General features: G+C 54.2%; 17 protein-coding genes. 16 read left to right on the top strand and 1 reads right to left on the bottom strand.

Going from position 1 to position 21,333, the window contains the following annotated elements; translation table 11 throughout:
* Window positions 1–31: 31 nt before the first annotated feature.
* From pyrH to tilS, 16 genes are all read left to right on the top strand, one after another.
* Window positions 32–757 carry a UMP kinase gene (gene pyrH, locus E2H98_RS03310; protein WP_133587780.1) on the top strand — a complete coding sequence of 242 codons (726 nt, stop codon included), beginning with the start codon at window positions 32–34 and terminating at the stop codon, window positions 755–757.
* 76 nt (window positions 758–833) lie between these two features.
* Entirely contained in the window at window positions 834–1,394 is a 561-nt protein-coding gene (frr, locus tag E2H98_RS03305; protein WP_133587778.1) for a ribosome recycling factor, read from the top strand.
* A gap of 34 nt (window positions 1,395–1,428) precedes the next feature.
* Window positions 1,429–2,169, top strand: coding sequence for a polyprenyl diphosphate synthase (uppS, locus tag E2H98_RS03300; RefSeq protein WP_280529051.1), 741 nt, complete (start codon window positions 1,429–1,431; stop codon window positions 2,167–2,169).
* Window positions 2,169–3,068 carry a phosphatidate cytidylyltransferase gene (locus E2H98_RS03295; RefSeq protein ID WP_133587776.1) on the top strand — a complete coding sequence of 300 codons (900 nt, stop codon included), beginning with the start codon at window positions 2,169–2,171 and terminating at the stop codon, window positions 3,066–3,068. Before uppS ends, E2H98_RS03295 begins: the two co-directional genes overlap by 1 nt.
* Window positions 3,069–3,084: 16 nt before the next feature.
* Window positions 3,085–4,269 (top strand): 1-deoxy-D-xylulose-5-phosphate reductoisomerase, encoded by a 1,185-nt coding sequence (ispC, locus tag E2H98_RS03290; protein WP_133587774.1) that lies wholly within the window; start codon window positions 3,085–3,087, stop codon window positions 4,267–4,269.
* Window positions 4,266–5,612, top strand: coding sequence for an RIP metalloprotease RseP (gene rseP / locus E2H98_RS03285; protein ID WP_133587772.1), 1,347 nt, complete (start codon window positions 4,266–4,268; stop codon window positions 5,610–5,612). The genes ispC and rseP overlap by 4 nt, the downstream gene beginning before the upstream one ends.
* 43 nt (window positions 5,613–5,655) lie before the next feature.
* Window positions 5,656–8,124, top strand: a complete 2,469-nt coding sequence (gene bamA / locus E2H98_RS03280; RefSeq protein WP_133587770.1) for an outer membrane protein assembly factor BamA — start codon at window positions 5,656–5,658, stop codon at window positions 8,122–8,124.
* A gap of 17 nt (window positions 8,125–8,141) precedes the next feature.
* Window positions 8,142–8,651, top strand: a complete 510-nt coding sequence (locus E2H98_RS03275; protein ID WP_133587768.1) for an OmpH family outer membrane protein — start codon at window positions 8,142–8,144, stop codon at window positions 8,649–8,651.
* A gap of 3 nt (window positions 8,652–8,654) precedes the next feature.
* Window positions 8,655–9,695 carry a UDP-3-O-(3-hydroxymyristoyl)glucosamine N-acyltransferase gene (gene lpxD, locus E2H98_RS03270; RefSeq protein ID WP_133587766.1) on the top strand — a complete coding sequence of 347 codons (1,041 nt, stop codon included), beginning with the start codon at window positions 8,655–8,657 and terminating at the stop codon, window positions 9,693–9,695.
* The gene (fabZ, locus tag E2H98_RS03265; RefSeq protein ID WP_133587764.1) at window positions 9,692–10,159 is read left to right on the top strand and encodes a 3-hydroxyacyl-ACP dehydratase FabZ; all 468 of its coding nucleotides are present in this window, start codon (window positions 9,692–9,694) and stop codon (window positions 10,157–10,159) included. The genes lpxD and fabZ overlap by 4 nt, the downstream gene beginning before the upstream one ends.
* A gap of 1 nt (window position 10,160) precedes the next feature.
* The gene (gene lpxA / locus E2H98_RS03260; RefSeq protein WP_133587762.1) at window positions 10,161–10,931 is read left to right on the top strand and encodes an acyl-ACP--UDP-N-acetylglucosamine O-acyltransferase; all 771 of its coding nucleotides are present in this window, start codon (window positions 10,161–10,163) and stop codon (window positions 10,929–10,931) included.
* Window positions 10,932–10,953: 22 nt separating this feature from the next.
* Window positions 10,954–12,117: a lipid-A-disaccharide synthase gene (gene lpxB / locus E2H98_RS03255; protein WP_133587760.1), complete on the top strand. Its 1,164-nt coding sequence runs from the start codon at window positions 10,954–10,956 to the stop codon at window positions 12,115–12,117.
* Window positions 12,114–12,683: a ribonuclease HII gene (rnhB, locus tag E2H98_RS03250; RefSeq protein WP_133587758.1), complete on the top strand. Its 570-nt coding sequence runs from the start codon at window positions 12,114–12,116 to the stop codon at window positions 12,681–12,683. Before lpxB ends, rnhB begins: the two co-directional genes overlap by 4 nt.
* A 100-nt stretch (window positions 12,684–12,783) precedes the next feature.
* On the top strand, window positions 12,784–16,263 hold the full coding sequence (dnaE, locus tag E2H98_RS03245) for a DNA polymerase III subunit alpha (RefSeq protein ID WP_133587756.1): 3,480 nt from the start codon (window positions 12,784–12,786) through the stop codon (window positions 16,261–16,263).
* A 102-nt stretch (window positions 16,264–16,365) separates the two neighbouring features.
* Window positions 16,366–17,331 carry an acetyl-CoA carboxylase carboxyl transferase subunit alpha gene (gene accA / locus E2H98_RS03240; RefSeq protein ID WP_133587754.1) on the top strand — a complete coding sequence of 322 codons (966 nt, stop codon included), beginning with the start codon at window positions 16,366–16,368 and terminating at the stop codon, window positions 17,329–17,331.
* Window positions 17,312–18,679 (top strand): tRNA lysidine(34) synthetase TilS, encoded by a 1,368-nt coding sequence (gene tilS, locus E2H98_RS03235; protein WP_133587752.1) that lies wholly within the window; start codon window positions 17,312–17,314, stop codon window positions 18,677–18,679. The genes accA and tilS overlap by 20 nt, the downstream gene beginning before the upstream one ends.
* Here the strand turns inward: tilS and E2H98_RS03230 are convergent.
* Window positions 18,615–21,311 carry a sensor domain-containing phosphodiesterase gene (locus E2H98_RS03230; protein ID WP_133587750.1) on the bottom strand — a complete coding sequence of 899 codons (2,697 nt, stop codon included), beginning with the start codon at window positions 21,309–21,311 and terminating at the stop codon, window positions 18,615–18,617. The two genes, tilS and E2H98_RS03230, sit on opposite strands and share 65 nt — an antisense overlap.
* Window positions 21,312–21,333 lie beyond the last annotated feature (22 nt).

The raw sequence follows: 21,333 nt of genomic DNA, 5'->3' as shown, positions 1-21,333 counted from the left end.
ACTAGAACTTCCGCATACAAACAGGAACGCCATGTCCGACAAGGCCGAACTCGCCCATAAACGCATTCTGTTGAAACTCTCCGGTGAAGCCCTGATGGGCAACGAATCCTTCGGTATTGACCCGGTGGTGCTGGAGCGGATGGCTTCCGAAGTCAAAGCAGTACGCCAGCTTGGGGTGCAAATCGGTATTGTCGTCGGCGGTGGTAATTTGTTTCGTGGTGAGCGCCTGGCCAAGGCCGGTATGAACCGAGTCGCTGGCGACCACATGGGCATGTTGGCGACAGTAATGAATTCCTTGGCGATGCAGGATGCCCTGGAACGCATCAAGCAACCAACTCGGGTCATGAGCGCCATTTCCCTGACCGGTGTTTGTGAAGACTATGATCGCCGCTTTGCGATTCGTTTCATGGAAGCCGGCAACGTTGTGATTTTCTGTGCCGGCACCGGCAACCCGTTTTTCACCACCGATACCGCCGCGTGTTTGCGTGGTATCGAGATCGAGGCCGATTTGATTTTGAAAGCCACCAAGGTTGATGGTGTCTATTCGGCCGACCCGATGAAATACCCGGAGGCGGTAAAATACAATCGCCTTACCTACAGCGAAGCCTTGGAGCGCGAGCTGGGTGTCATGGACTTAACCGCGTTTTGCCTTGCTCGTGATCACGACAAGAAAATCCGGGTATTGAACATGACCAGAGATGGTGCGCTGTTGCGTGCCGTCAAAGGCGAAGACGAAGGCACGCTGATCGAAAAATAATTCAGGCACCACCCATGCCAGGGCAGGGGCGGTTTGCCATTGCCCAAAAATATCGAATTGCTGAAAGGAGCTGAACATGAGCATTGCTGACATCAAAAAAGACGCGCAAACGCGGATGAGCAAAAGTGTCGATGCGCTGAAATCGAACCTGCAGAAAATCCGTACTGGTCGCGCCCATCCGAGCTTGATTGAACATCTGCACGTCAATATCTACGGTAGCAGCATGCCACTGAACCAAGTGGGCAATATCACTGTGCAGGATGCCCGTACACTTGGCATTCAGGTGTATGACAAAGGCGCCATTGGCCCGGTCGAAAAAGCGATTCATGAATCGAATTTGGGTTTGAACCCGATGACCGCCGGCCAGATGATTCGCATTCCGTTGCCGCCGCTGACTGAAGAGCGTCGCAAGGAACTGGCGAAAGTGGTCAAAGGCGAAGGCGAGCAAAGCAAAGTCGCGATTCGCAACGTCCGCCGCGATGCCAACGAAGCGGTGAAGAAGTTGCTGAAAGACAAACTGATTTCCGAAGACGAAGAGCGGAAAGCTGAAGACGAAATCCAGAAGCTGACCGACAGCAAAATTGCCGAAGTCGACGCGGTACTGGCCGACAAAGAAAAAGAACTGATGGAAGTGTGATCGCAACGATTGCACCGACAGGAGAATTTTTTCTTTGACTAATCAGACTGAGGCGCTGCCCCGGCACGTTGCGATCATCATGGATGGCAACGGCCGCTGGGCCAGAAAACGCGGTCTGCCACGGGTGGCGGGTCACAAGGTTGGCATGGAGCGAGCCCGGGAAATCACCGAAGCAGCCGGCAAGCGAGGCGTGAAAGCGCTGACGCTGTTCGCCTTTTCTTCGGAAAACTGGCAACGTCCCGAAGACGAAGTCAGCTACTTGATGGATTTGTTCGTTACTGGCCTCGAACGCGAAGCAAAAGCGCTGCACAAGAACAATGTGCGCTTGCGCGTCATTGGCGATCGCAGTCGTTTTTCGGCGAAGCTGCAGCAACGCATGCTGGAAGCGGAAGCGATGACGGCTGACAACACGGCGTTGAATTTGAATATCGCCGCCAATTACGGTGGTCGCTGGGATATCGTGCAAGCGGTCAGTCAGCATCTGCAAAACAACCCCGGCATTAGCCAGGTTTCTGAGCAGGACATCAGCGACCGGGTGCAGTTGCACGACGAGCCGCCGCTTGATCTATTGATCCGCACCGGCGGTGAAATCCGCATTTCCAATTTTCTGCTCTGGCAGGCGGCTTATGCCGAGCTCTATTTCTCCGATGTGCTGTGGCCGGACTTTCATCCCGAAGAATTGGACAAGGCGCTAGCTGCCTACGCCCAGCGTCAGCGTCGTTACGGCAAAACTGGTGAACAAGTGACCGGTGAATCCGCGCAAGGAGATGCCTGATGCTCTGGCAGCGCGTGATCACGGCGTTATTGTTGTTGCCGCTGGTCATCGGCATCGTTTTCTTTTTACCGCTGCATTTGTTTGCATCGGCGGTCGGTGCGGTATTACTGGTCGCGGCCTGGGAATGGTCAGTACTGTCTGGCCGGCCGGCTCGCCGTCAACGTTTGCTTTACACGGCGGCCATGGCCGTCGTGATGATGGCGATTCAATATTTTTCGCCACCGTATGAATTCTGGCCCAGCCTAACCTGGCCGATGCAGGCTGGTGCGTTAACGCTGAGCAGTAGCAATCTGCCGTTCATCGTCTTGTTGGCAGCGGGATGCTTCTGGGTTTTGAGTCCGGTTTTGCTCGGCTTTTATCCGAAGCATGCGGCTTGGTGGCGTCGTTCAGCTTGGCTACGCCTGTTTTATGGTTTGGTGTTATTGACCGGCCTCTGGGTAGCGCTGATCAGCCTGCGCCGGATTGGCGGTGCCCTGCAACCATACGAGGGTTCGCTGGTCATTTTATTTGTGTTGCTGCTGGTCTGGGCAGCTGATGTTGGTGGCTATGTATTTGGCCGCTGGCTCGGCAAGCGCAAATTGGCGCCGAATATCAGCCCCGGCAAGACTTGGGCTGGCCTATTCGGTGGTGTTGGTCTGGCCATTGTCGTCGGCTACACCGCCCAATATCTGTTTGGCTTGCAGGCCTCATCGTCGATCGGGTTTGGCCTGCTGATGCTGTTGACGGTGATCAGCTCGGTGCTCGGCGATTTGATGGAAAGCGTCGCCAAGCGGGAAACGGGTTTGAAGGATTCCGGCCGGATTCTGCCCGGCCACGGCGGTTTGCTCGATCGGATCGACAGTCTGATCGCAGCCGCTCCGGTATTTGCCATCGGCGCTCTGTTACTGGAATTGCGCTGATGCGGGAGGTTCGCTGATGCAGAACGTTGTCATTCTGGGGTCGACCGGGTCGATTGGTGTCTCGACGCTGGACGTGCTCGCCCGCCATCCCGAGCGTTATCGGGTGTTCGCGCTGGTCGCCCGTCAACGCATTGACCGGCTGCTGGAGCAAATCTGCACGTTTCGGCCGACCTATGTCGTCGTTACCGAGGCTGAGCCGGCCGAAACACTGCGCAACCGTATCCGCGATATGCGTATTGCTTGTGAAGTGTTGACCGGTGCTGATGCGCTGGCGGCGGTGGTCAGTGCGCCGGAAGTCGATATCGTCATGGCGGCCATCGTCGGTGCCGCTGGCTTGATGCCGACGCTTGCGGCGGCGAAAGCTGGCAAGAAAATCCTGTTGGCCAACAAAGAAGCACTGGTGATGTCCGGTGCGCTGTTCCTCAATGCAGTCAAAGACGGTGGCGCGCAACTGCTGCCGATCGACAGCGAACACAACGCCATTTTCCAATGCTGGTCGGCCAATGCGATTGGCCAAGCGCCATCGGTTGCTGGCGTTGAGAAAATTCAGCTGACGGCGTCCGGCGGACCGTTTCTGCGTAAACCTTTGTCGGAATTAAACGAGGTGACGCCGGATCAGGCCTGCTCGCATCCGACTTGGAACATGGGCCGGAAAATTTCTGTCGATTCCGCGACGCTGATGAACAAAGGTCTGGAAGTCATCGAGGCCTGCCATTTGTTCGGTGCCAGTGCTGAGCAGGTCGATGTCGTCATCCATCCGCAAAGCATTGTGCACAGCATGGTGCGTTACCTTGATGGTTCAGTGTTAGCGCAGATGGGCAACCCCGATATGCGCACACCGATAGCCCACGCCCTGGCCTGGCCGGAGCGGATTCAGTCGGGCGTTGCACCGCTCGACTTGACTCAGATGTCGGCGCTGCAATTTGAAGTCGTCGATCGCGAACGATTTCCTTGCCTAACCCTTGCCTACCAAGCGCTGCAGGCCGGTGGTACCGCGGCGGCCGTGCTCAATGCTGCCAATGAGGTGGCCGTTGATGCTTTCCTAAATAATCGCTTGCGCTTTACCGCGATCAGCGACGTTATCGCGGCGACGTTGGCAAAAGTCTCTGCTCCGACCATTGGTTCACTGGCCGAGCTGTTGGCGATTGATGCCGAAGCGCGCCTGATCGCCGCCACCCAAATTCAGTTGAGAGCGGCATGATCACCGGTCTTTGGAATCTGTTCTTTCTGATCCTGACCATCGGCATTCTGGTCACGGTGCACGAATGGGGCCATTTCTGGGTCGCGCGCCGGCTTGGTGTCAAGGTCGAGGTATTTTCAATCGGCTTTGGCCGGGCATTGTGGAAACGCGTCGGCCGCGATGGTGTTGAGTATCGCATTGCCTGGATTCCGCTCGGCGGTTACGTACGGATGCTCGATGAGCGCGAGTCGGAAACGCCGATTGCCGATCCGACCGGCGCGTTCAATCGCCAAAGCGTCTGGGTGCGCACGGCTGTCATCATCGCCGGACCATTGGCCAACTTCCTGTTCGCGGTGCTGGCCTTTGCCATCATGTATTGGGTTGGCATCCAGGATTTGCGCGCCGTACTCGGTCCTGTGCCGGTAGGCAGCCCTGCTGCCGAAGCCGGCTTACAGTCCGGCATGGAAATTACTAAGGTGGACGGCGAAAGCGTCAGTGGTTGGCAGCATCTGAACATGGCGCTGGTTCGCCATATCGGTGATGACGAACCGTTGACCATCACGGCCAAAACCGATGACGGCGAGCAACGCTTTCGACTGCCTCCCTTCGGCCTGGAACTCGAAGGCCATGACGCCGATTTGCTGCGTCAGCTTGGTCTCAATGTAAAGCGGCTGGAGATTCCGGCCCGCATCGCTGTAGTCGCTGAACAAAGCCCAGCTGAGAAAGCCGGCCTGCAAATTGGCGATTTAATCACCACCGTTGATGGCGAACCGGTCGACTGGTTTGGGCTGGTGGAAAAGATCCAAGCCAAACCGGATGAAACTGTTACACTCGCCGTCCGCCGAAATGACCAGACGATGGAACTTAATCTTGTCGTCGGTCATCAAACCGAAGGCTCGCGTCGTCAAGGGTATCTTGGCATCAGTCCGCAACCGGTCATGCCGGACCCCAACGATCGCGTGCGCATGCAGCTGCCATTCTGGGATGGTTTCGTTGCCGGTATCGACAAAACCATTGACACAACCAGTTTGATTGTCGACGGTTTGGTGAAACTGGTTACCGGTGCCATTTCGGTGAAAACTTTGAGCGGTCCGGTCAGTATCGCGCAAGGCGCTGGCACCACAGCTGCAGTCGGTGTGGGGCAATTTTTTTGGTTTTTGGGCCTGATAAGCGTCAACTTGGGCCTGATAAATTTATTACCCATTCCGGTTCTGGATGGTGGGCATTTGATGTACAACGTTGTGGAAATTTTGCGCGGCAAACCCTTATCAGAACGGGTGCAAGAGTGGGGATTACGCATCGGTATGTCATTGGTGGGCGCGTTGATGTTGATCGCGCTGTTCAACGACTTTGCCCGCCTGTAGTAGGCAAGCGCCGGATTGCGGCCATTTTGCGAACGTTTAAGTGATGAAAAGAACAGTAAAAGCCCTGTCATGGTCAGTGATGTTGGCATTGGGAGTTCAGCAGGCGCAGGCCTTTGAATCCTTTGTCGTGGAAGACATCCAGGTAACCGGTTTACAACGTGTCGAACTCGGTACTTTTTTCACCTATCTGCCGTTGCGGGTTGGTGAGCAACTTGATGATGTTCGCGCTCCACAGGTTATTCGTGCACTGTATCGAGTTGGTGCTTTCGAATCGGTTGAGCTGAAGCGTATAGGCAACAAGCTCGTCATTGAAGTGCTCGAACGCCCGACCATTGCCACGATAAGTTTCGATGGCAACAAGCAAATCAAGACCGAAGCCTTGCTCGAAGGCCTGAAGCCGATGGGCTTCGACAAAGGCGAAGTACTGAACCCGGCAATGCTGACACAAATTGTTCAAGAGCTTGAGCAGCAGTATTTTGCCCACGGTAAATATTCGGTCAGCATCAAACACAAAGTCGTTCGTCTGTCCCGCAACCGTGTTGATGTGCGCTTCACGATCAAGGAAGGTGATGCCGCCGTTATCGGTCAAATCAATTTTGTCGGCAACGAAGTGTTCTCCGATGAAGAGCTGACCAATCAGATGGAGCTGACAACCGGTAGCTGGTTGAGCTTCTTTACTGACGATAACCAGTATGCCAAGGAAAAATTATCAGGCGACTTGGAAAAGATTCGTTCTTACTATCTTGATCGGGGCTATCTGAAATTCCAGATTACTTCCACTCAAGTTTCCATTTCACCGGATCGTGAACAAGTTTATTTGACCATCAATATCAGCGAAGGCAAACCATTCACACTTCGCGATATCACCATCGTTGGTGATTTGAAAGTCGAAGAAGAGTCCCTTCGCTCAATGATCCCGGTCGTTTCCGGTGATACGTATTCCGCAGCGGCTTTCACTTTTGCCGAAACCAACATGGCTAAATTGCTTGGCTACTACGGTTATGCGTTTGCCAAGGTAGTCAGCTCGCCGGAGCTTGATGAAGAGAAACAACTTGTTGATGTGAGAATTCTGGTGGATCCAGGCAAGCGAACCTATGTTCGCAATATTTCGTTTGAAGGAAACGAAACCACCAACGACCATGTGCTGCGCCGTGAAATGCGCATGATGGAGAGTGGCCCGCTTTCATCGGACGTGGTTGATCGCTCCAAGACCTTGTTGGAGCGGCTGACATTTATTGAAGAAGCCAAAGTCGAAACGCCAAAAGTTGAAGGAACCGATGACCAGGTCGATGTCGAGGTCAAGATCAAGGAGCGTAATGCGGGCAGCTTCACGGCTGGCTTGGGATATAGCGATCTGTACAAATTGCAATTGAATGCCGGTGTCAGCCACGACAATTTTCAAGGCAGTGGTAATCGAATCGCGTTCAATATTAACACCAGCAAAGCGCAGCAACTTTACAGCTTTAGTTACACCGACCCGTATTTCACTACCGATGGAGTCAGTGCTGGTGGCCAGGTTTATTATCAAGAAACTGATCCAAGAGAATTGAACTTACTGGGCGACAAGACGAGTAAGCTTGGCTTCCGTTTTACGACCGGTGTACCGATTTCAGAAGTTTCAAGATTGACGTTTGGCGTTGGCTGGCAAGATAGCAGTTTTGCTGTCAACAGCGGATTGAATGTACTTCAGTTGAATGAGTTTTTTGATCGTATTGGCCATGACTTTTCACAGGATTCGACCTTTGACTATACCTATACAACTCTTGATGTCGGTTGGTTGAGAAATACATTGAATCGAGGCATTTTTGCTGATCGCGGTACATATCAAAGTGCATCGGTATCGTTTTCGGTCCCGGGCAGTGATTTCCAGTTTTTCAAACTCAATTACGAACTAAAGCATTACATTCCAATCACCGAAGGCTGGAGTGTGTTGATGCGAGCGGAGTTGGGCTATGGCGACGGATATGGTGATGGACAGGAAAATCAACGTTTACCGTATTTTGAGCATTTCTATGCCGGCGGGCAGGGAACGTTGAGGGGGTTCGAACGCAATACCATCGGCCCTCGCTCAATTAGACGCATTTCTCAGTCTGGTATAACCCCCCCAGGTGACGGAGGAGTCACACCACCAATTTTCCTGCCTCCTGAGTACGATCAATTGGTCGTCGAAAGTCGCTCATCAGTTGGTGGCAATACTCGCGTCCTGGGTGGTTTGGAGCTGATTTTCCCGACGCCGTTTGCCGAAGACAACCGTTCGATCCGTACCAGTCTGTTCGTCGATGTCGGTAACCTTTGGGATTCCGAGTTTGATCGCACTCGCTACAGCAATCTGATTGAGTTTGACAAAATCCCGGATTACAGTGACCCATGGGCGTTCCGTGCTTCCGCCGGTTTGGCTGTACAGTGGCTGTCGCCAATGGGTCCGCTGGGTTTCCATTTCTCGCGTTCGATCAAGTCTGAGCCGGGTGACGAAGAAGAAAATTTTGGCTTTACGATCGGCCAAACCTTTTAACGAGTAAGGAGTAAGCAATGAAAAAATTCGCCCTGTTTGCCGCCGTTTTGATGATGGCCGGTACGGCGTTCGCAGAAGCGAAAATTGGTGTGATCAGTTTTCGTGAAGTGCTGGCCAAAGCACCGCAGCGTGAAGCCATTTCCGAGAAGTTACGTAAAGAGTTTCAAGACCGCATCGACGGTTTGAAGAAAATGGAAACGGATGTTCGCGGTCAGCAGGAAAAACTGCAGCGTGATGGCGCGACCATGAGCGCGCAGCAACAGACCGAGGCCAAGCGCAACATCGAGAAAATCATTGCTGATGCGCAGTTGAAAGAAAAAGCCTTGAAAGAGGATTTGCAGCGTCGCGAAGCAGAAGAAATGCGTGCGTTGGAAACTCAGATTATGCAAGCGGTTAGTTTGATTGCCAGTCGCGATGGTTATTCGCTCGTGGTTTCCAAAGAGACGACGCCTTACTTCCAACCGGCGATGGATATTACCAATCAGGTCGTCGCGGCCATTAGCCCGCAAGGCGGCGCCAAGAAGTAAGTCATGAGTTCGTTCACGCTGGAGCAGATCGCCAAGCGGGTGCAAGGGCGCTTGATTGGCAAGGCGGAAGTCAGCGTGAGTCGTGTTGCCGATCTCCGTACGGCTGCTAAAGGCGACATCAGTTTTCTGCATAATCCCGAATACGCCGAGGCTCTGGCCTGTACCAGTGCCTCGGCTGTGCTTTTGCGCGAAGATATGCTACCGCGTTGTTCGACCAATGCCATCGTCGTCGCCAATCCCTATCTTGCTTATGCATTGGTTGCGCAGATGTTGGACATCACGCCGATGCCCGCTACAGGCATTTCACCGGACGCAAGTATTGCCGCCAGTGCCCAAATCGGCAAAAACGTCAGCGTTGGCGCCGGGGCGGTCATCGGTGAAAATGTCGTGTTGGCCGATGACGTCGTTATCGCACCGAATTGCGTATTGCTCAATGGCGCGCGGATCGGTCGCGGCTCGATCCTATTTCCCAATACCACGATTTATCACCAGGTTGTCATCGGTGAACATTGCCGTGTGCAATCCGGTACGGTCATCGGCAGTGACGGCTTCGGCTACGCCAAGCAGAATGGCCAGTGGGTACGTATTCCCCAGACCGGTACTGTACGCATTGGCGATCGGGTCGAAATCGGTGCCAATTGCACGATTGATCGCGGCGCATTGAGTGATACGGTTATCGAAAATGGCGTCATTATCGATAATTTGGTGCACATCGCTCATAATGTGCAGCTAGGCGAGAATGTCGCGATAGCGGGTTGTTCCGGTGTGGCCGGCAGCGCGATTATCGAAAGAAATGTTACGTTGGCGGGCCGCGCCAGCGTGATTGGTCATTTACGGGTTTGCGAAGGCACGCATATCACGGCCTGCACGCTGGTCACCAAGTCAATCATGACGCCGGGTGTTTATTCTTCCGGTACGGTGCAGCAGGAGAATCGTGAATGGCGAAAGAGCGTTGCGCGCTTTACCCAGCTTGATGACATGGCCCGTCGTTTGCGTGCCCTGGAAAAACAGTTAGAGCAATTGTCACAAGAGAAAAAATCATGAGCGAAGATCAACAATCGCAGGCCAACACCATGGATATCCATGATGTACTGAAGCACCTGCCGCATCGCTATCCGTTTTTGTTGGTCGACAAAGTGCTCGACTTCAAAGCCAACGATTATCTGATTGGCGTCAAGAACGTTACCTTTAATGAGCCGTGCTTCACCGGCCATTTCCCCCATCGCCCGGTATTTCCGGGAGTGCTGATTCTGGAAGCAATGGCGCAATGCACCGGTATTCTGGCATTCAAGAGCACAAATGCCTTGCCGGATGAGCATTCCGCCTATTACTTCGTTGGTATCGACGGCGCGCGTTTTCGTGATCCGGTTGAGCCCGGTGATCAGTTGATCATGGAAGTCAAAGCGATCAAACAAAAACGTGGCATCTGGGTGTTTGCCGCGACCGCGAAAGTCGATGGCAAAGTTGTCTGCGAAGCCGAGTTGATGTGCACGAAGAAGGAATTCTGAGGTGATTCATCCGAGCGCCATTGTCGAAGCCGGCGCCGAGCTCGCTGATGATGTCTCGGTTGGGCCATTCAGTATCATAGGTGCCAATGTCCGCATTGGCGCCGGCACCGTTGTTGGTCCGCATGTCGTGATCAATGGCCATACAACCATCGGCAAGAACAATCATTTCTATCAGTTCTGTTCCATCGGTGAAGCCAATCAGGATAAAAAATACAAAGGCGAGCCGACTCGGACGGTAATCGGCGATAACAACGTGTTTCGCGAGTCCTGCACGGTGCATCGTGGTACCACGCAAGACCGTTCCGAGACAACCATCGGCAATGACAATCTGGTCATGGCTTATGTCCATATCGCTCATGATTGCGTCATTGGTGATCACTGCATTCTGGCCAACAACGCTACGTTGGCCGGCCATGTGCATTTCGGTGATTGGGTGATCGCTGGCGGTTTCGTCGCTATTCATCAATTCTGCCATGTTGGCGCGCACGCCTTTATTGGCATGAAATCCGGTTTGCATCAGGATGTGCCGCCTTATGTGATGGCCGAAGGTTTCAGTGCCGGCGCGCGTGGTATCAACAGCGAAGGCTTGAAGCGTCGCGGTTTTTCTGCCGACGATATTCTGGCGATCAAGCGCGCCTATAAAGTCGTTTACCGCCAAGGGCTGAACGTCAAGGATGCCTTGCCGCTGCTGCGAGAAATGGCCAACGATTGCGCGCACATCACGCCGTTTGCCGACTTCATCGAGCAATCCAGCCGCGGCATCGTCCGCTGATTTCCTCGCCATGTCTTCGAGCATGAATGCACCGATCCGCATTGCTGTTATCGCTGGCGAAGCCTCGGGCGATATTCTCGGTGCGTCACTGTTGCACGCTCTGAACAAGCGATTGCCGACGGTGCAGTTTGAGGGCATTCCCGGACCACGCATGCAGAACGAAGGCTGCGTTGAACTGGCGCCGATGGAACGTTTGTCAGTCATGGGTATTGTCGCGATTCTGAAGCGACTGCCAGAGCTGCTGCGCTTGCGTAAACGTTTGCGTGATCACTGGCTTCACCGCAAGCCGGATGTGTTTGTCGGTATTGATGCGCCGGAATTCAATCTGAAACTCGAAGAGTTTCTGCGCCAAGGCGGCGTAACGACGGTGCATTTTGTTTCGCCCTCGGTTTGGGCTTGGCGCAAGAAGCGCATTTTCCAAATCAAGCGTGCTGTCGATAAAATGCTGATCCTGTTTCCGTTCGAACAGACGATCTACGATACTCACGAGATACCGGCCAGTTTCGTTGGACATCCGCTGGCTGATGCCTATCCGATTACGCCAGATGTCGCTGCCGCGCGTGCCGAACTGGGCATTGCCAGCGACGCCAAAGTGCTGGCCGTGTTGCCGGGCAGCCGTGGCAGCGAGCTGAAGTTTTTATCCGAGCCTTATATCAAGGCGATGCAGTTACTGGCGAAACGTGATGCCTCAATGCACTTTATCGTGCCGCTGGTCAATGACAAGCGCCGCCAGCAGTTTGAACAAGCCTTGCAAACCTTTGGCAATGTGCCGAATTTACATTTGGTTGACGGTCAATCGGCAACGGTAATGACCGCAGCCGATGCGGTATTGCTCGCTTCCGGCACAGCCACGCTGGAAGCGATGCTGCTGAAAAAACTGATGGTTGTCGGCTATCGCGTTTCCGGTTTCAGCTATTTTTTCTTCAAGCGATTGCTGACCATCGATCGCTTCTCGCTGCCGAATTTACTGGCTGACGAGAATCTGGTGCCGGAGCTGATGCAGCACGACTGCACGCCGGAAAAGTTAGCAGAATCCGTATGGCGTCAACTGCAGTTACCGGAAGCGGAAAAGCACGAGTTAATCAACCGCTACACGGCTATTCACCAAACGCTGCGTTGCAATGCCGGTGAGCGGGCGGCCGACGCGATTGTCGATTTGCTGCAGCAGAAAGGTGTATTGCCATGAAATGGATTGCCGGTGTTGATGAAGTGGGCCGCGGTCCGTTGGCCGGAGCTGTTGTCACGGCGGCGGTCATTCTTGACCCGAATCATCCTATCGACGGATTGAACGACTCAAAAAAATTGTCGGCCAAGCAGCGCGAAAAGCTCGTTATCGAAATCGAGCAAAAAGCGTTGGCGTTCGCCTATGGCCGGGCCGAGGTCGAGGAAATCGATCAGATCAATATTCTGCAGGCCAGTCTGCTGGCAATGAAACGCGCCGTCGAGTCCTTGCCAATTGCCGCGCATGAGGCCTGGGTAGACGGCAACAAGGCGCCGAGCTTGAGCATTCCGGTGCGCACGTTCATCAAAGGCGATGCCACGGTGCCAGCGATCGCGGCGGCATCGATTCTTGCCAAAGTGGCACGTGATAGCGAGATGTTACGCTTGCACCAACAATACCCGGATTACGGTTTCGACAAACACAAGGGTTACCCGACCGCGGCGCATGTTGCCGCACTGCAAAAGTTTGGTCCTTGTCCGCTGCATCGCCGCAGTTTTGGGCCGGTGCAAGCGACGCTGTCATTCGCCTGATTTTTCGGAAAGAAAATACCTGAAAGTCAAGCTACCGCCGTTTGCTTTCTCTGCCTAGAATGGGCGCTTCGCTTCTCCATTTCACGATAGAACGGCTCTGATGTCTGATACCGGCTTTGTCCATTTGCGCGTGCATTCCGAATTCTCGATGGTCGACGGTTTGCTGCGCATCGGGGAATTGATCAAAGCCAGCGCCGGTATGGGAATGCCCGCTATCGCGCTGACCGATCAAACCAATCTCTGCGGGCTCGTTAAGTTCTACAAAAAAGCCCAAGGTGCTGGCATCAAACCGATTATCGGCAGCGATGTTTGGCTGCGCAGCGAACGCTTGGGCAATCAGTTGTTCCGCGCGGTGTTGCTGGCGCAAAACCTGAAAGGTTACAACCATCTGACGCGCCTGATCTCGCGCGCGTTTACCGAGGGCCAGCAGCGTGGCGTGCCGGTCATCGATCAGCAATGGTTGTTCGAGCTGAATGAAGGACTGATTGTGTTGTCCGGCGGTCGCGAAGGTGATGTCGGGCAATTGCTGCTGGCCAATGACATGGCCTCTGCAGCGGCTTGTCTGGCTGCCTGGAAGCAACATTTTCCACATCGCTTCTATCTGGAAGTGCAGCGTACCGGCCGTGATAACGAAGAAAATTACCTGCACAAGGTCGTGGCATTGGCCGATGGTTCGCAAACCCCAGTGGTGGCAACCAATGACGTGCGCTTCTTGAAAGAAAGCGATTTCGAAGCGCATGAAGCGCGCGTCTGTATTCATCAGGGCCGTGTTGTCGATGACCCGCGCCGGCCGCGCGATTATTCGCCGCAACAATACTTGCGCTCACCGGAAGAAATGCAGGCGTTGTTTGCCGACTTGCCGGAAGCGCTGGCCAACACCGTCGAGATTGCCAAACGCTGTTCGGTGCCGTTGACGCTCGGCAAATACTTTTTGCCCGAGTATCCGATTCCGGAAGGCTTCACGCTGGCGGAGTTTTTCGCCCATACCTCGCGCGAAGGCTTGAAGCAGCGTTACCGAAATATTTTTCCTGATGGCAATATCGATCCAGAAAAAGAAAAGACCTATCAGGAACGTCTTGAAGTCGAAATTGGCGTCATTAGCAAGATGGGCTTCGAAGGCTACTTCCTGATCGTTGCAGACTTTATCCAGTGGGCGAAAAACAACGGCGTGCCGGTCGGCCCGGGCCGGGGTTCCGGTGCCGGCTCATTGGTCGCGTATTCGCTTGGCATTACCGATTTGGATCCGCTGCCCTATGACTTGCTGTTCGAGCGCTTCCTGAACCCTGAGCGGGTATCGATGCCGGACTTCGACGTCGACTTCTGCATGGAAGGTCGCGACCGCGTTATCGATTATGTTGCGCAGAAATACGGTCGCGAATCGGTCTCGCAGATCATCACGTTCGGAACGATGGCGGCGAAAGCGGTGATCCGCGATGTCGGCCGTGTGCTCGGTCATCCTTACGGCATGGTCGACAAAATCGCCAAGCTGATTCCGAACGAGCTCGATATGAGCCTGGAAAAAGCCTTCGAGCAGGAAGAGGAAATCCGCAAGCGCTACGAAGCCGAAGAAGACGTCAAAGCGCTCTGGGACATGGCGGTCAAACTCGAAGGGCTGACCCGTAACGCCGGCAAGCACGCCGGTGGAGTGGTGATTGCGCCAAGTGCATTGACCGATTTTGCGCCGCTTTATTGCGACGAGGCCGGCCAAGGTTTGGTCGTGCAATTCGACAAGGATGATATCGAACAAGCGGGCCTCGTCAAATTCGACTTTCTCGGTTTGAAAACCCTGACGGTGATCGATTGGGCCATGGAAATGGTCAATGATTTTCGGCAGAAAAACGGCGACGCACCGCTGTCAATCGAAACCATTCCATTAACCGACGGCAAAACCTTTGAGTTACTGAAAGCGGCCAATACCGGCGCGGTATTCCAGCTGGAATCGACCGGTATGCGCAAGCTGATCGCCAAGCTGAAACCGAGTTGTTTTGAAGACATCATCGCGTTGGTGGCGCTTTATCGTCCGGGTCCGTTGGAATCGGGCATGGTTGACGACTTCATCAAACGTAAGCACGGCGAAGAGCCGGTTTCCTATCCGCATCCGGATTATCAGCACGAATGGTTGCAGCCGGTGCTGGCACCAACTTACGGCATCATTCTGTATCAGGAACAGGTGATGCAGATTGCCCAGGTGCTGGCTGGTTATTCGCTCGGCGGCGCCGACTTGTTGCGTCGGGCGATGGGTAAAAAGAAACCGGAAGAAATGGCCAAGCAGCGCGCCATTTTTCAGGAAGGCGCAAAAGGCCTGGGCATCGACGATCAGCTCGCCGCGCAAATTTTCGATTTGATGGAAAAATTTGCCGGCTACGGTTTCAACAAATCGCACTCGGCTGCCTACGCGCTGGTTTCCTATCAAACGGCTTGGCTGAAAACGCATTACCCAGCGCCGTTTTTCGCCGCGACGATGTCGGCTGATATGCACAACACCGACAAGATTGTCGGTTTGATCGATGATGCCGAACAAAACGGCATCAAGATTGTGCCGCCAGATATCAATCGGTCCGTTTACAAGTTCACCGTTGCCGATCCACGCACCGTCGTCTACGGCATTGGCGCGATTAAAGGGGTTGGTGAAAACGCCATTGCCGGCATGATCGATGAGCGTAATGCCAATGGTCCATTCCGTGATTTGTTTGATTTCTGTGCTCGCGCCGATTTACGCAAGGTCAATCGCCGGGTGATCGAAGCGCTGATCAATTCCGGTGCGCTCGATCACTGTGGCCCAAGCCGGGCCGTGATGCTGGCTTCGCTTGATGAAGCGATGAAAGCCGCGGAACAAGCCGGTCGCGATCGCCTGAGCGGTCAGAATGATTTATTCGGCGGCGAGCCGGAAACGCGCAGTCCGGAACCAAACTGGGTGAAAATCCACAGCGAAAGCGAAGAAGAACGGCTGCGGCTGGAAAAAGAAACGCTGGGTTTGTATCTGACCGCGCATCCGATCGATCGCTACCTGAAAGAGCTGAATCATTTTTGTTCGGCTCGACTTTCGCATGTGCAACCAACTCGGCGTGGCGACAACATCACCGTTTCGGGTTTGCTGATTGGCATACGCATCATGCAAAACAAATCCGGTGCACGCTGGGCGATTCTGACGCTTGATGACAAAAGTGGTCGGCTGGAAGCCAAGCTGTTCTCCGAGCTGTACGAAAAGCACAAACACCAATTGGTCGAAGACAAGGTCATCGTGCTAGAAGGCGAAGTCTACGAGGACGAATACTTACAGCGCCCATCGATGACCGTGCGTGGCTTGTTCGATATCGCCGAAGCTCGCTCGCGCTTTGCCCGCCGCTTGGAGCTGGTAATCAACGGTCAGCAACTGCCAGTCGGCGCCATTGAAAAACTCGTTGGCACCTTGCGTGATTTTGGCCCCGGCACCTTTCCGGTGCTGACCGAATACCAGAACGGCGAAGCGGCCGTGCGGGTGTCGCTCGGCGAGCAATGCAAGGTGCAGCCACGCGATGAGCTGCTACAGCGGCTGCGCCAGTTTGAAGGCTGCCAGCGCGCGGAAGTCATTTATCAATAAAACACACCCTGGCTGGTCAGATGGTCGGCCCGGAACATGCCTGTTAAAATGATCGGATTGTCTGCCGGTACGGCAGTGCCATCAAGAGAAACACTTGAGACTATGAGCCTGAACTATCTGGATTTTGAAAAGCCGATTGCTGAACTGGAAACTCGTATCGAAGAGCTGCGTCAGCTTGGCGATGAAGGCGAAATCAACATCGGTGAGGAAATCGAGCGGTTGCGCAAGAAAAGCGCGCAACTGACCAAACAGGTCTTCGCCAATCTCGATGCCTGGCAAATCGCCCAGATGGCGCGCCATCCGCAGCGCCCTTATACGCTGGATTATCTGAATGAAATCTTCACGGATTTCGACGAAATGTGCGGTGACAGGGCTTACGCCAATGACCCGTCCATCGTCGGCGGTACCGCCCGCATCGATGGCCGCCCGGTCATGGTCATCGGCCATCAGAAAGGCCGCGACACCAAGGAAAAAATTCGTCGCAACTTCGGCATGCCGCGTCCGGAAGGCTACCGTAAAGCCTTGCGTCTGATGCAGATGGCCGAAAAATTCAGCATGCCGATCATCACGTTCATCGATACCCCCGGCGCTTATCCTGGCGTCGGAGCCGAAGAGCGTGGCCAGTCGGAAGCCATTGCCCGCAACCTGAAAGTGATGTCGGAGCTGCGCACGCCGGTCGTTTGCACGGTGATTGGTGAAGGCGGTTCCGGCGGCGCTTTGGCCATTGGCGTGGGTGATCGGGTCAATATGCTGCAGTACTCGACGTACTCGGTGATTTCGCCGGAAGGTTGCGCTTCGATTCTCTGGCGCAGCGCTGAAAAAGCCTCGGAAGCGGCCGCCGCGATGGGCATTACTGCCCAGCGCCTGAAAGAGCTGAAACTGATCGACACCATCATCAGCGAACCGCTTGGTGGCGCCCATCGCGACCCGCGTGAAATGGCGATGAACCTGAAAACCCAGTTACTCGCCGATTTGAAAGCACTCGATAAGCTCGATAGCAACGGTCTGCTGAACCAGCGCTATGACCGCTTGATGGCGTTCGGCGTGTTTGAAGAAGCCAAAGCCTGAAGCGCTTTCCTTGACGCGCATCGATGACGCTCTGGCAGTCACCCTGAACGGGTTGGCTGCCGAGGATGCGCTGGTTGTAGCGTTCAGCGGCGGGCTTGATTCCACGGTGTTGCTGCACGCCGCTTGGCGTTGGTCACAGACGCATCGGCGCCGTTTGCGCGCGATGCATATCAATCATCAATTGCAGCCCGCCGCCGCCGATTTCCAACAACAGGCGGAGCAGATTTGCCGCGCCTTGCCAATCGATTGTCAGAGCATCAAGGTCAAGGTCATTGACGAAGGCGAGGGCATTGAGGCTGCTGCGCGAAAGGCTCGCTACCATGCGCTCGCTGAACACACGCAGCCCGATGAATGCATTGTGTTGGCGCATCATGCTGACGACCAAATCGAAACGTTTTTGCTGCAGCTGTTTCGCGGTGCCGGCCTGAAAGGCTTGTCGGCGATGCCGACTGAACAAATCAAACTTCAACGCCTATTTCTTCGTCCATTGCTGACGCTGTCGCGTGCAGAACTGGAACAATACGCCACTGAACATCAGCTACGCTGGATTGACGATCCAACCAATGCGGATCTTCGCTTTCGTCGCAACTGGCTGCGTCAGCAATTGTTGCCGATGTTGCGCCAGCACTATCCGGGCATCGATCAGGCTCTGGCGCGCGTCGTTGAGCATTGTCAGCAAGCGCAAAGCTTGATTGATGAATTGGCCGAAAGCGATTTGGCGGCCGTGCAACGTACCGAGAAAACGCTGTCGATTAGCCGCCTGTTAAGTTTGTCTGCTGCACGTCAGTCCGCGCTGCTGCGCTATTGGTTGAGCGAACAGCAACAACGTGTTCCAAATCAGCAGCGATTGCAGGACTTTCTGGCACAGCTCAGCAACGCCACCGATCGCACTGAATGTTGTTACGACGGCATCTGTCTGCGCGTTGCCGGTGATGCCTTGTTGCAGGTGCCGGAAAATTGGTTCCGGCCAATCGCGGAGCAACACTGGCAAACCGATACGCCGCTTTTTCTTGAGTCGATTCAATCGACTTTACAATGGCGAGGCATGAATAATCCTGAGCAGCCTTTACGTGTCAGTTCTTTGCCATCAATGAGCACAAAACTTTCGCTGGCAGGCGAAAGCCATCGTCGTACGCTGAAATACCTGATGCAGCAATTGGCTGTGCCCGTTTGGTTGCGCGCGGCTTGGCCGTGCGTTTGGCATGGCGAGCAGCTGCTGACATTACCCGGTTTGTTGGTTACCGCCGAAGGGGAACGCTTTCTGGCCGAGCATCAAGGCGAAATTATCCTGACTGGACCGATTGCTGACTGCTGGCAAGCGTTGCAAACACCGGATGCACTTTCTTGACGATCAGTTTTTCCGCGTCCGCTTTCGGCATCGGCGCACCGAACAAATAGCCTTGGGCAAACTCGACATCAAACTCGCGTAACACCCGCAACTGCTCCATCGTCTCAACACCTTCGGCAACCAACGCCAAGTGCATTTGTTTGGCGATGAAACTGATGCCGGCCAGCAAGCCTTTGGCTTTTGCTGAGTCGGTTGATTGTCGGACAAATGAACGGTCGATTTTGATCGCGTTGATCGGAAACTGATGCAGGTAATTCAGCGAGGAATAACCGGTGCCGAAGTCATCGAGCAGCACAGTGATGCCAGCCTGCTGCAGCGCTTGCAGCAGAGACTGGGCACCATCGAAATTGTTGATCAATAGGCTTTCGGTGATTTCAATTTTTATCGCGTTGCGCGGTAGTTTGTGGAAATGCAGCATCTCCAATAAATCTTGCAGCAGGTTGATATCGGAAATCTGCCGGGCCGATAAGTTGACGTTGACCGGATAAATCTCACGGTACTTTTCCTGCCACTCCAATACCGCTTGTGAGGCTTGCTCGAACACATGATCGGTCAGCTCGCCAATAATGCCGGTTTCCTCGGCAATGCCGATGAATGTCACCGGAGAAATCATTCCGCGTAAAGGATGGCGCCAGCGTGATAGCGCCTCAAAACCGATAATTTCGCCGCTGGCCAGTGCATAAATTGGCTGATAGAACACTTCCAGCGCACGGTCTTCTACCGCTTGGCGCAAATCGGTTTCCAGTTGCAACCGGTCCATGGCGTTCTTCAGCAATTGCTCGCTGAAGAACGAATAACGATTTTTGCCTTCGGCCTTGGCTCGATACATCGCGGCATCGGCATCACGGATAACTGATTCCGCATCTTTGTAGCGAATGACGTTGGTGGTAATGCCGATACTGGTGCTGGTGTAAATTTTGTGTTCGTCGAGCAAAAATGCTGTGCTCAGTGCAGTCAGTACCCGGTGGGCAATTTTTTCCACTTCAGCAAAATCGTTGATATCGTCGAGCAGTATGCAGAATTCATCGCCGCCCATGCGCGCCACGGTGTCACCAGGGCGTACACAATCAAGCAGCCGTTTGCTGACGGCTTTCAGTAATTGATCGCCGTATAAATGACCAAGACTGTCGTTGATCACCTTGAAGCGATCGAGGTCGAGAAACAGCACTGCGAACGCCAGGGCTTTTTTGCGCTTGAAGCGATCGATGGCGTTGTTTAAACGGTCCAGCAACAAGGCTCGATTCGGTAACCCTGTCAGCACATCATGGTGGGCATCGTGTGCCAATTTTTCGGCGATGGCGTTGCGTTGTGCCAGCAACTCTTCCAGCGCTTCGGTACGCTCTTTGATGCGCGCTTCCAGGCGATCGTTAGCTTCCTGCAGTTGTCGGTGAGCCTGGGCCAGTGATTCGGCGTCTAGCCGGCGCTGCACGGCGGCGCTCAAATGGCTGGCGACGAACTCCATCAGCTCGCGATCAGCGGGGACAAACTGAAAGCCTTCGATATGGCTCTGCAGCACTACCGCGCCAATTGTTCGATGGTTTTGAATCAGCGGCACACCCATCCACGCGGTCGGGGCCGTTTTGCTGGCGATCAAATCCGGGCGCAGCGTGCGTATATCTTTCTCATGAAAAATATGAGTCAGCCCGGTTTTCAACACTTTCGCTGTGAACAGATGCGACTTGTCGAGTTCACTGAAGGGCAGCACCAAGGTCTCGTGCGACTCCATGTATTTGTCGATCAAGTACGGGAACTGCAACAAGCCACTGTCGTGATCATAGAGCGCAACATAAAAATCACGCGCGTCGATCAACTCATTGATGATGTGATGCACTTGCTTCAGGAAGTCGACCATCGGTGTTGACGTTTGACTGTGCAAGGCAATGTCATAACAGGCCATCTGTATCTGCTGGCTGCGCTGACGCTGGGTGTTTTCTTCCTGTACCTGTTGTAGTGCGGCTTTCAATTCTGCCGTTCGTTGTTCGACTCGACTTTCCAGTTCCTTGTTGGCGCGTTGAATGCGTTCGTCGTCCTGTTTTCGCGACACCGCCGTGGCGACATGGCGCGAAACGAATTGCATGAAAGACATGTCTCCACGACTGTAGCGCTTAGCCGTGTCGTAGCTTTGTATAGTCATGACTCCGAGCAGGGTTTTGCCAACCTTTAACGGGCAACCCAACCATTCAACGCAATCGGCACCATAGCTGCCAACCTCTCCAGATTCATGCAATTCTCGCTGTTTTTGTTCGTCGGCAAAAACCATCTGGCCCATGCGCAGTACGTAGGCTGTAAGTGTGCCGGACAGGCGATCGATGGAGATGTTTTGCAGTTCGGCGATCGGGGTTTTATCGACCTGATCGACGTAGTACGCCATGCTCCAGGTGTGCTGCTCGGGATCGAGCAGGGCAACGAAAAAATTTTCGGCGTAGGTCAGCTCGCCGATAATCGCATGCAGCTTGGCAAAGAACTCCGGCATTGGAATGTCGGAGGCGCTCAAATCGGCTATCTGAAACAGTGTGCTTTGCAGCTTGGTGGCATAGCGGCGACGGTCGGCGACCCGCTCCAGACGGGCGATACGTCGACGTGCCGCTTCCAGCTCGGCTTGTAATGGATGGTTGGTTGGCTCGCTGGACAATGGCGTAATTTCAACAACAGCT

It is taken from the genome of Permianibacter aggregans (genome assembly GCF_009756665.1).
In the GTDB taxonomy this organism is placed as follows: domain Bacteria; phylum Pseudomonadota; class Gammaproteobacteria; order Enterobacterales; family Permianibacteraceae; genus Permianibacter; species Permianibacter aggregans.
This window is presented reverse-complemented; position numbering and strand designations above follow the sequence as displayed.

Excerpts from the sequence above, each read along its gene's own strand:
- fabZ (WP_133587764.1), top strand. The coding sequence starts at position 9,692 with ATGAGCGAAGATCAACAATCGCAGGCCAACACCATGGATATCCATGAT.
- pyrH (WP_133587780.1), top strand. The coding sequence starts at position 32 with ATGTCCGACAAGGCCGAACTCGCCCATAAACGCATTCTGTTGAAACTC.
- dnaE (WP_133587756.1), top strand. The coding sequence starts at position 12,784 with ATGTCTGATACCGGCTTTGTCCATTTGCGCGTGCATTCCGAATTCTCG.
- lpxB (WP_133587760.1), top strand. The coding sequence starts at position 10,954 with ATGAATGCACCGATCCGCATTGCTGTTATCGCTGGCGAAGCCTCGGGC.
- ispC (WP_133587774.1), top strand. The coding sequence starts at position 3,085 with ATGCAGAACGTTGTCATTCTGGGGTCGACCGGGTCGATTGGTGTCTCG.
- rseP (WP_133587772.1), top strand. The coding sequence starts at position 4,266 with ATGATCACCGGTCTTTGGAATCTGTTCTTTCTGATCCTGACCATCGGC.
- bamA (WP_133587770.1), top strand. The coding sequence starts at position 5,656 with ATGAAAAGAACAGTAAAAGCCCTGTCATGGTCAGTGATGTTGGCATTG.
- lpxD (WP_133587766.1), top strand. The coding sequence starts at position 8,655 with ATGAGTTCGTTCACGCTGGAGCAGATCGCCAAGCGGGTGCAAGGGCGC.
- E2H98_RS03295 (WP_133587776.1), top strand. The coding sequence starts at position 2,169 with ATGCTCTGGCAGCGCGTGATCACGGCGTTATTGTTGTTGCCGCTGGTC.
- E2H98_RS03275 (WP_133587768.1), top strand. The coding sequence starts at position 8,142 with ATGAAAAAATTCGCCCTGTTTGCCGCCGTTTTGATGATGGCCGGTACG.
- rnhB (WP_133587758.1), top strand. The coding sequence starts at position 12,114 with ATGAAATGGATTGCCGGTGTTGATGAAGTGGGCCGCGGTCCGTTGGCC.
- frr (WP_133587778.1), top strand. The coding sequence starts at position 834 with ATGAGCATTGCTGACATCAAAAAAGACGCGCAAACGCGGATGAGCAAA.
- accA (WP_133587754.1), top strand. The coding sequence starts at position 16,366 with ATGAGCCTGAACTATCTGGATTTTGAAAAGCCGATTGCTGAACTGGAA.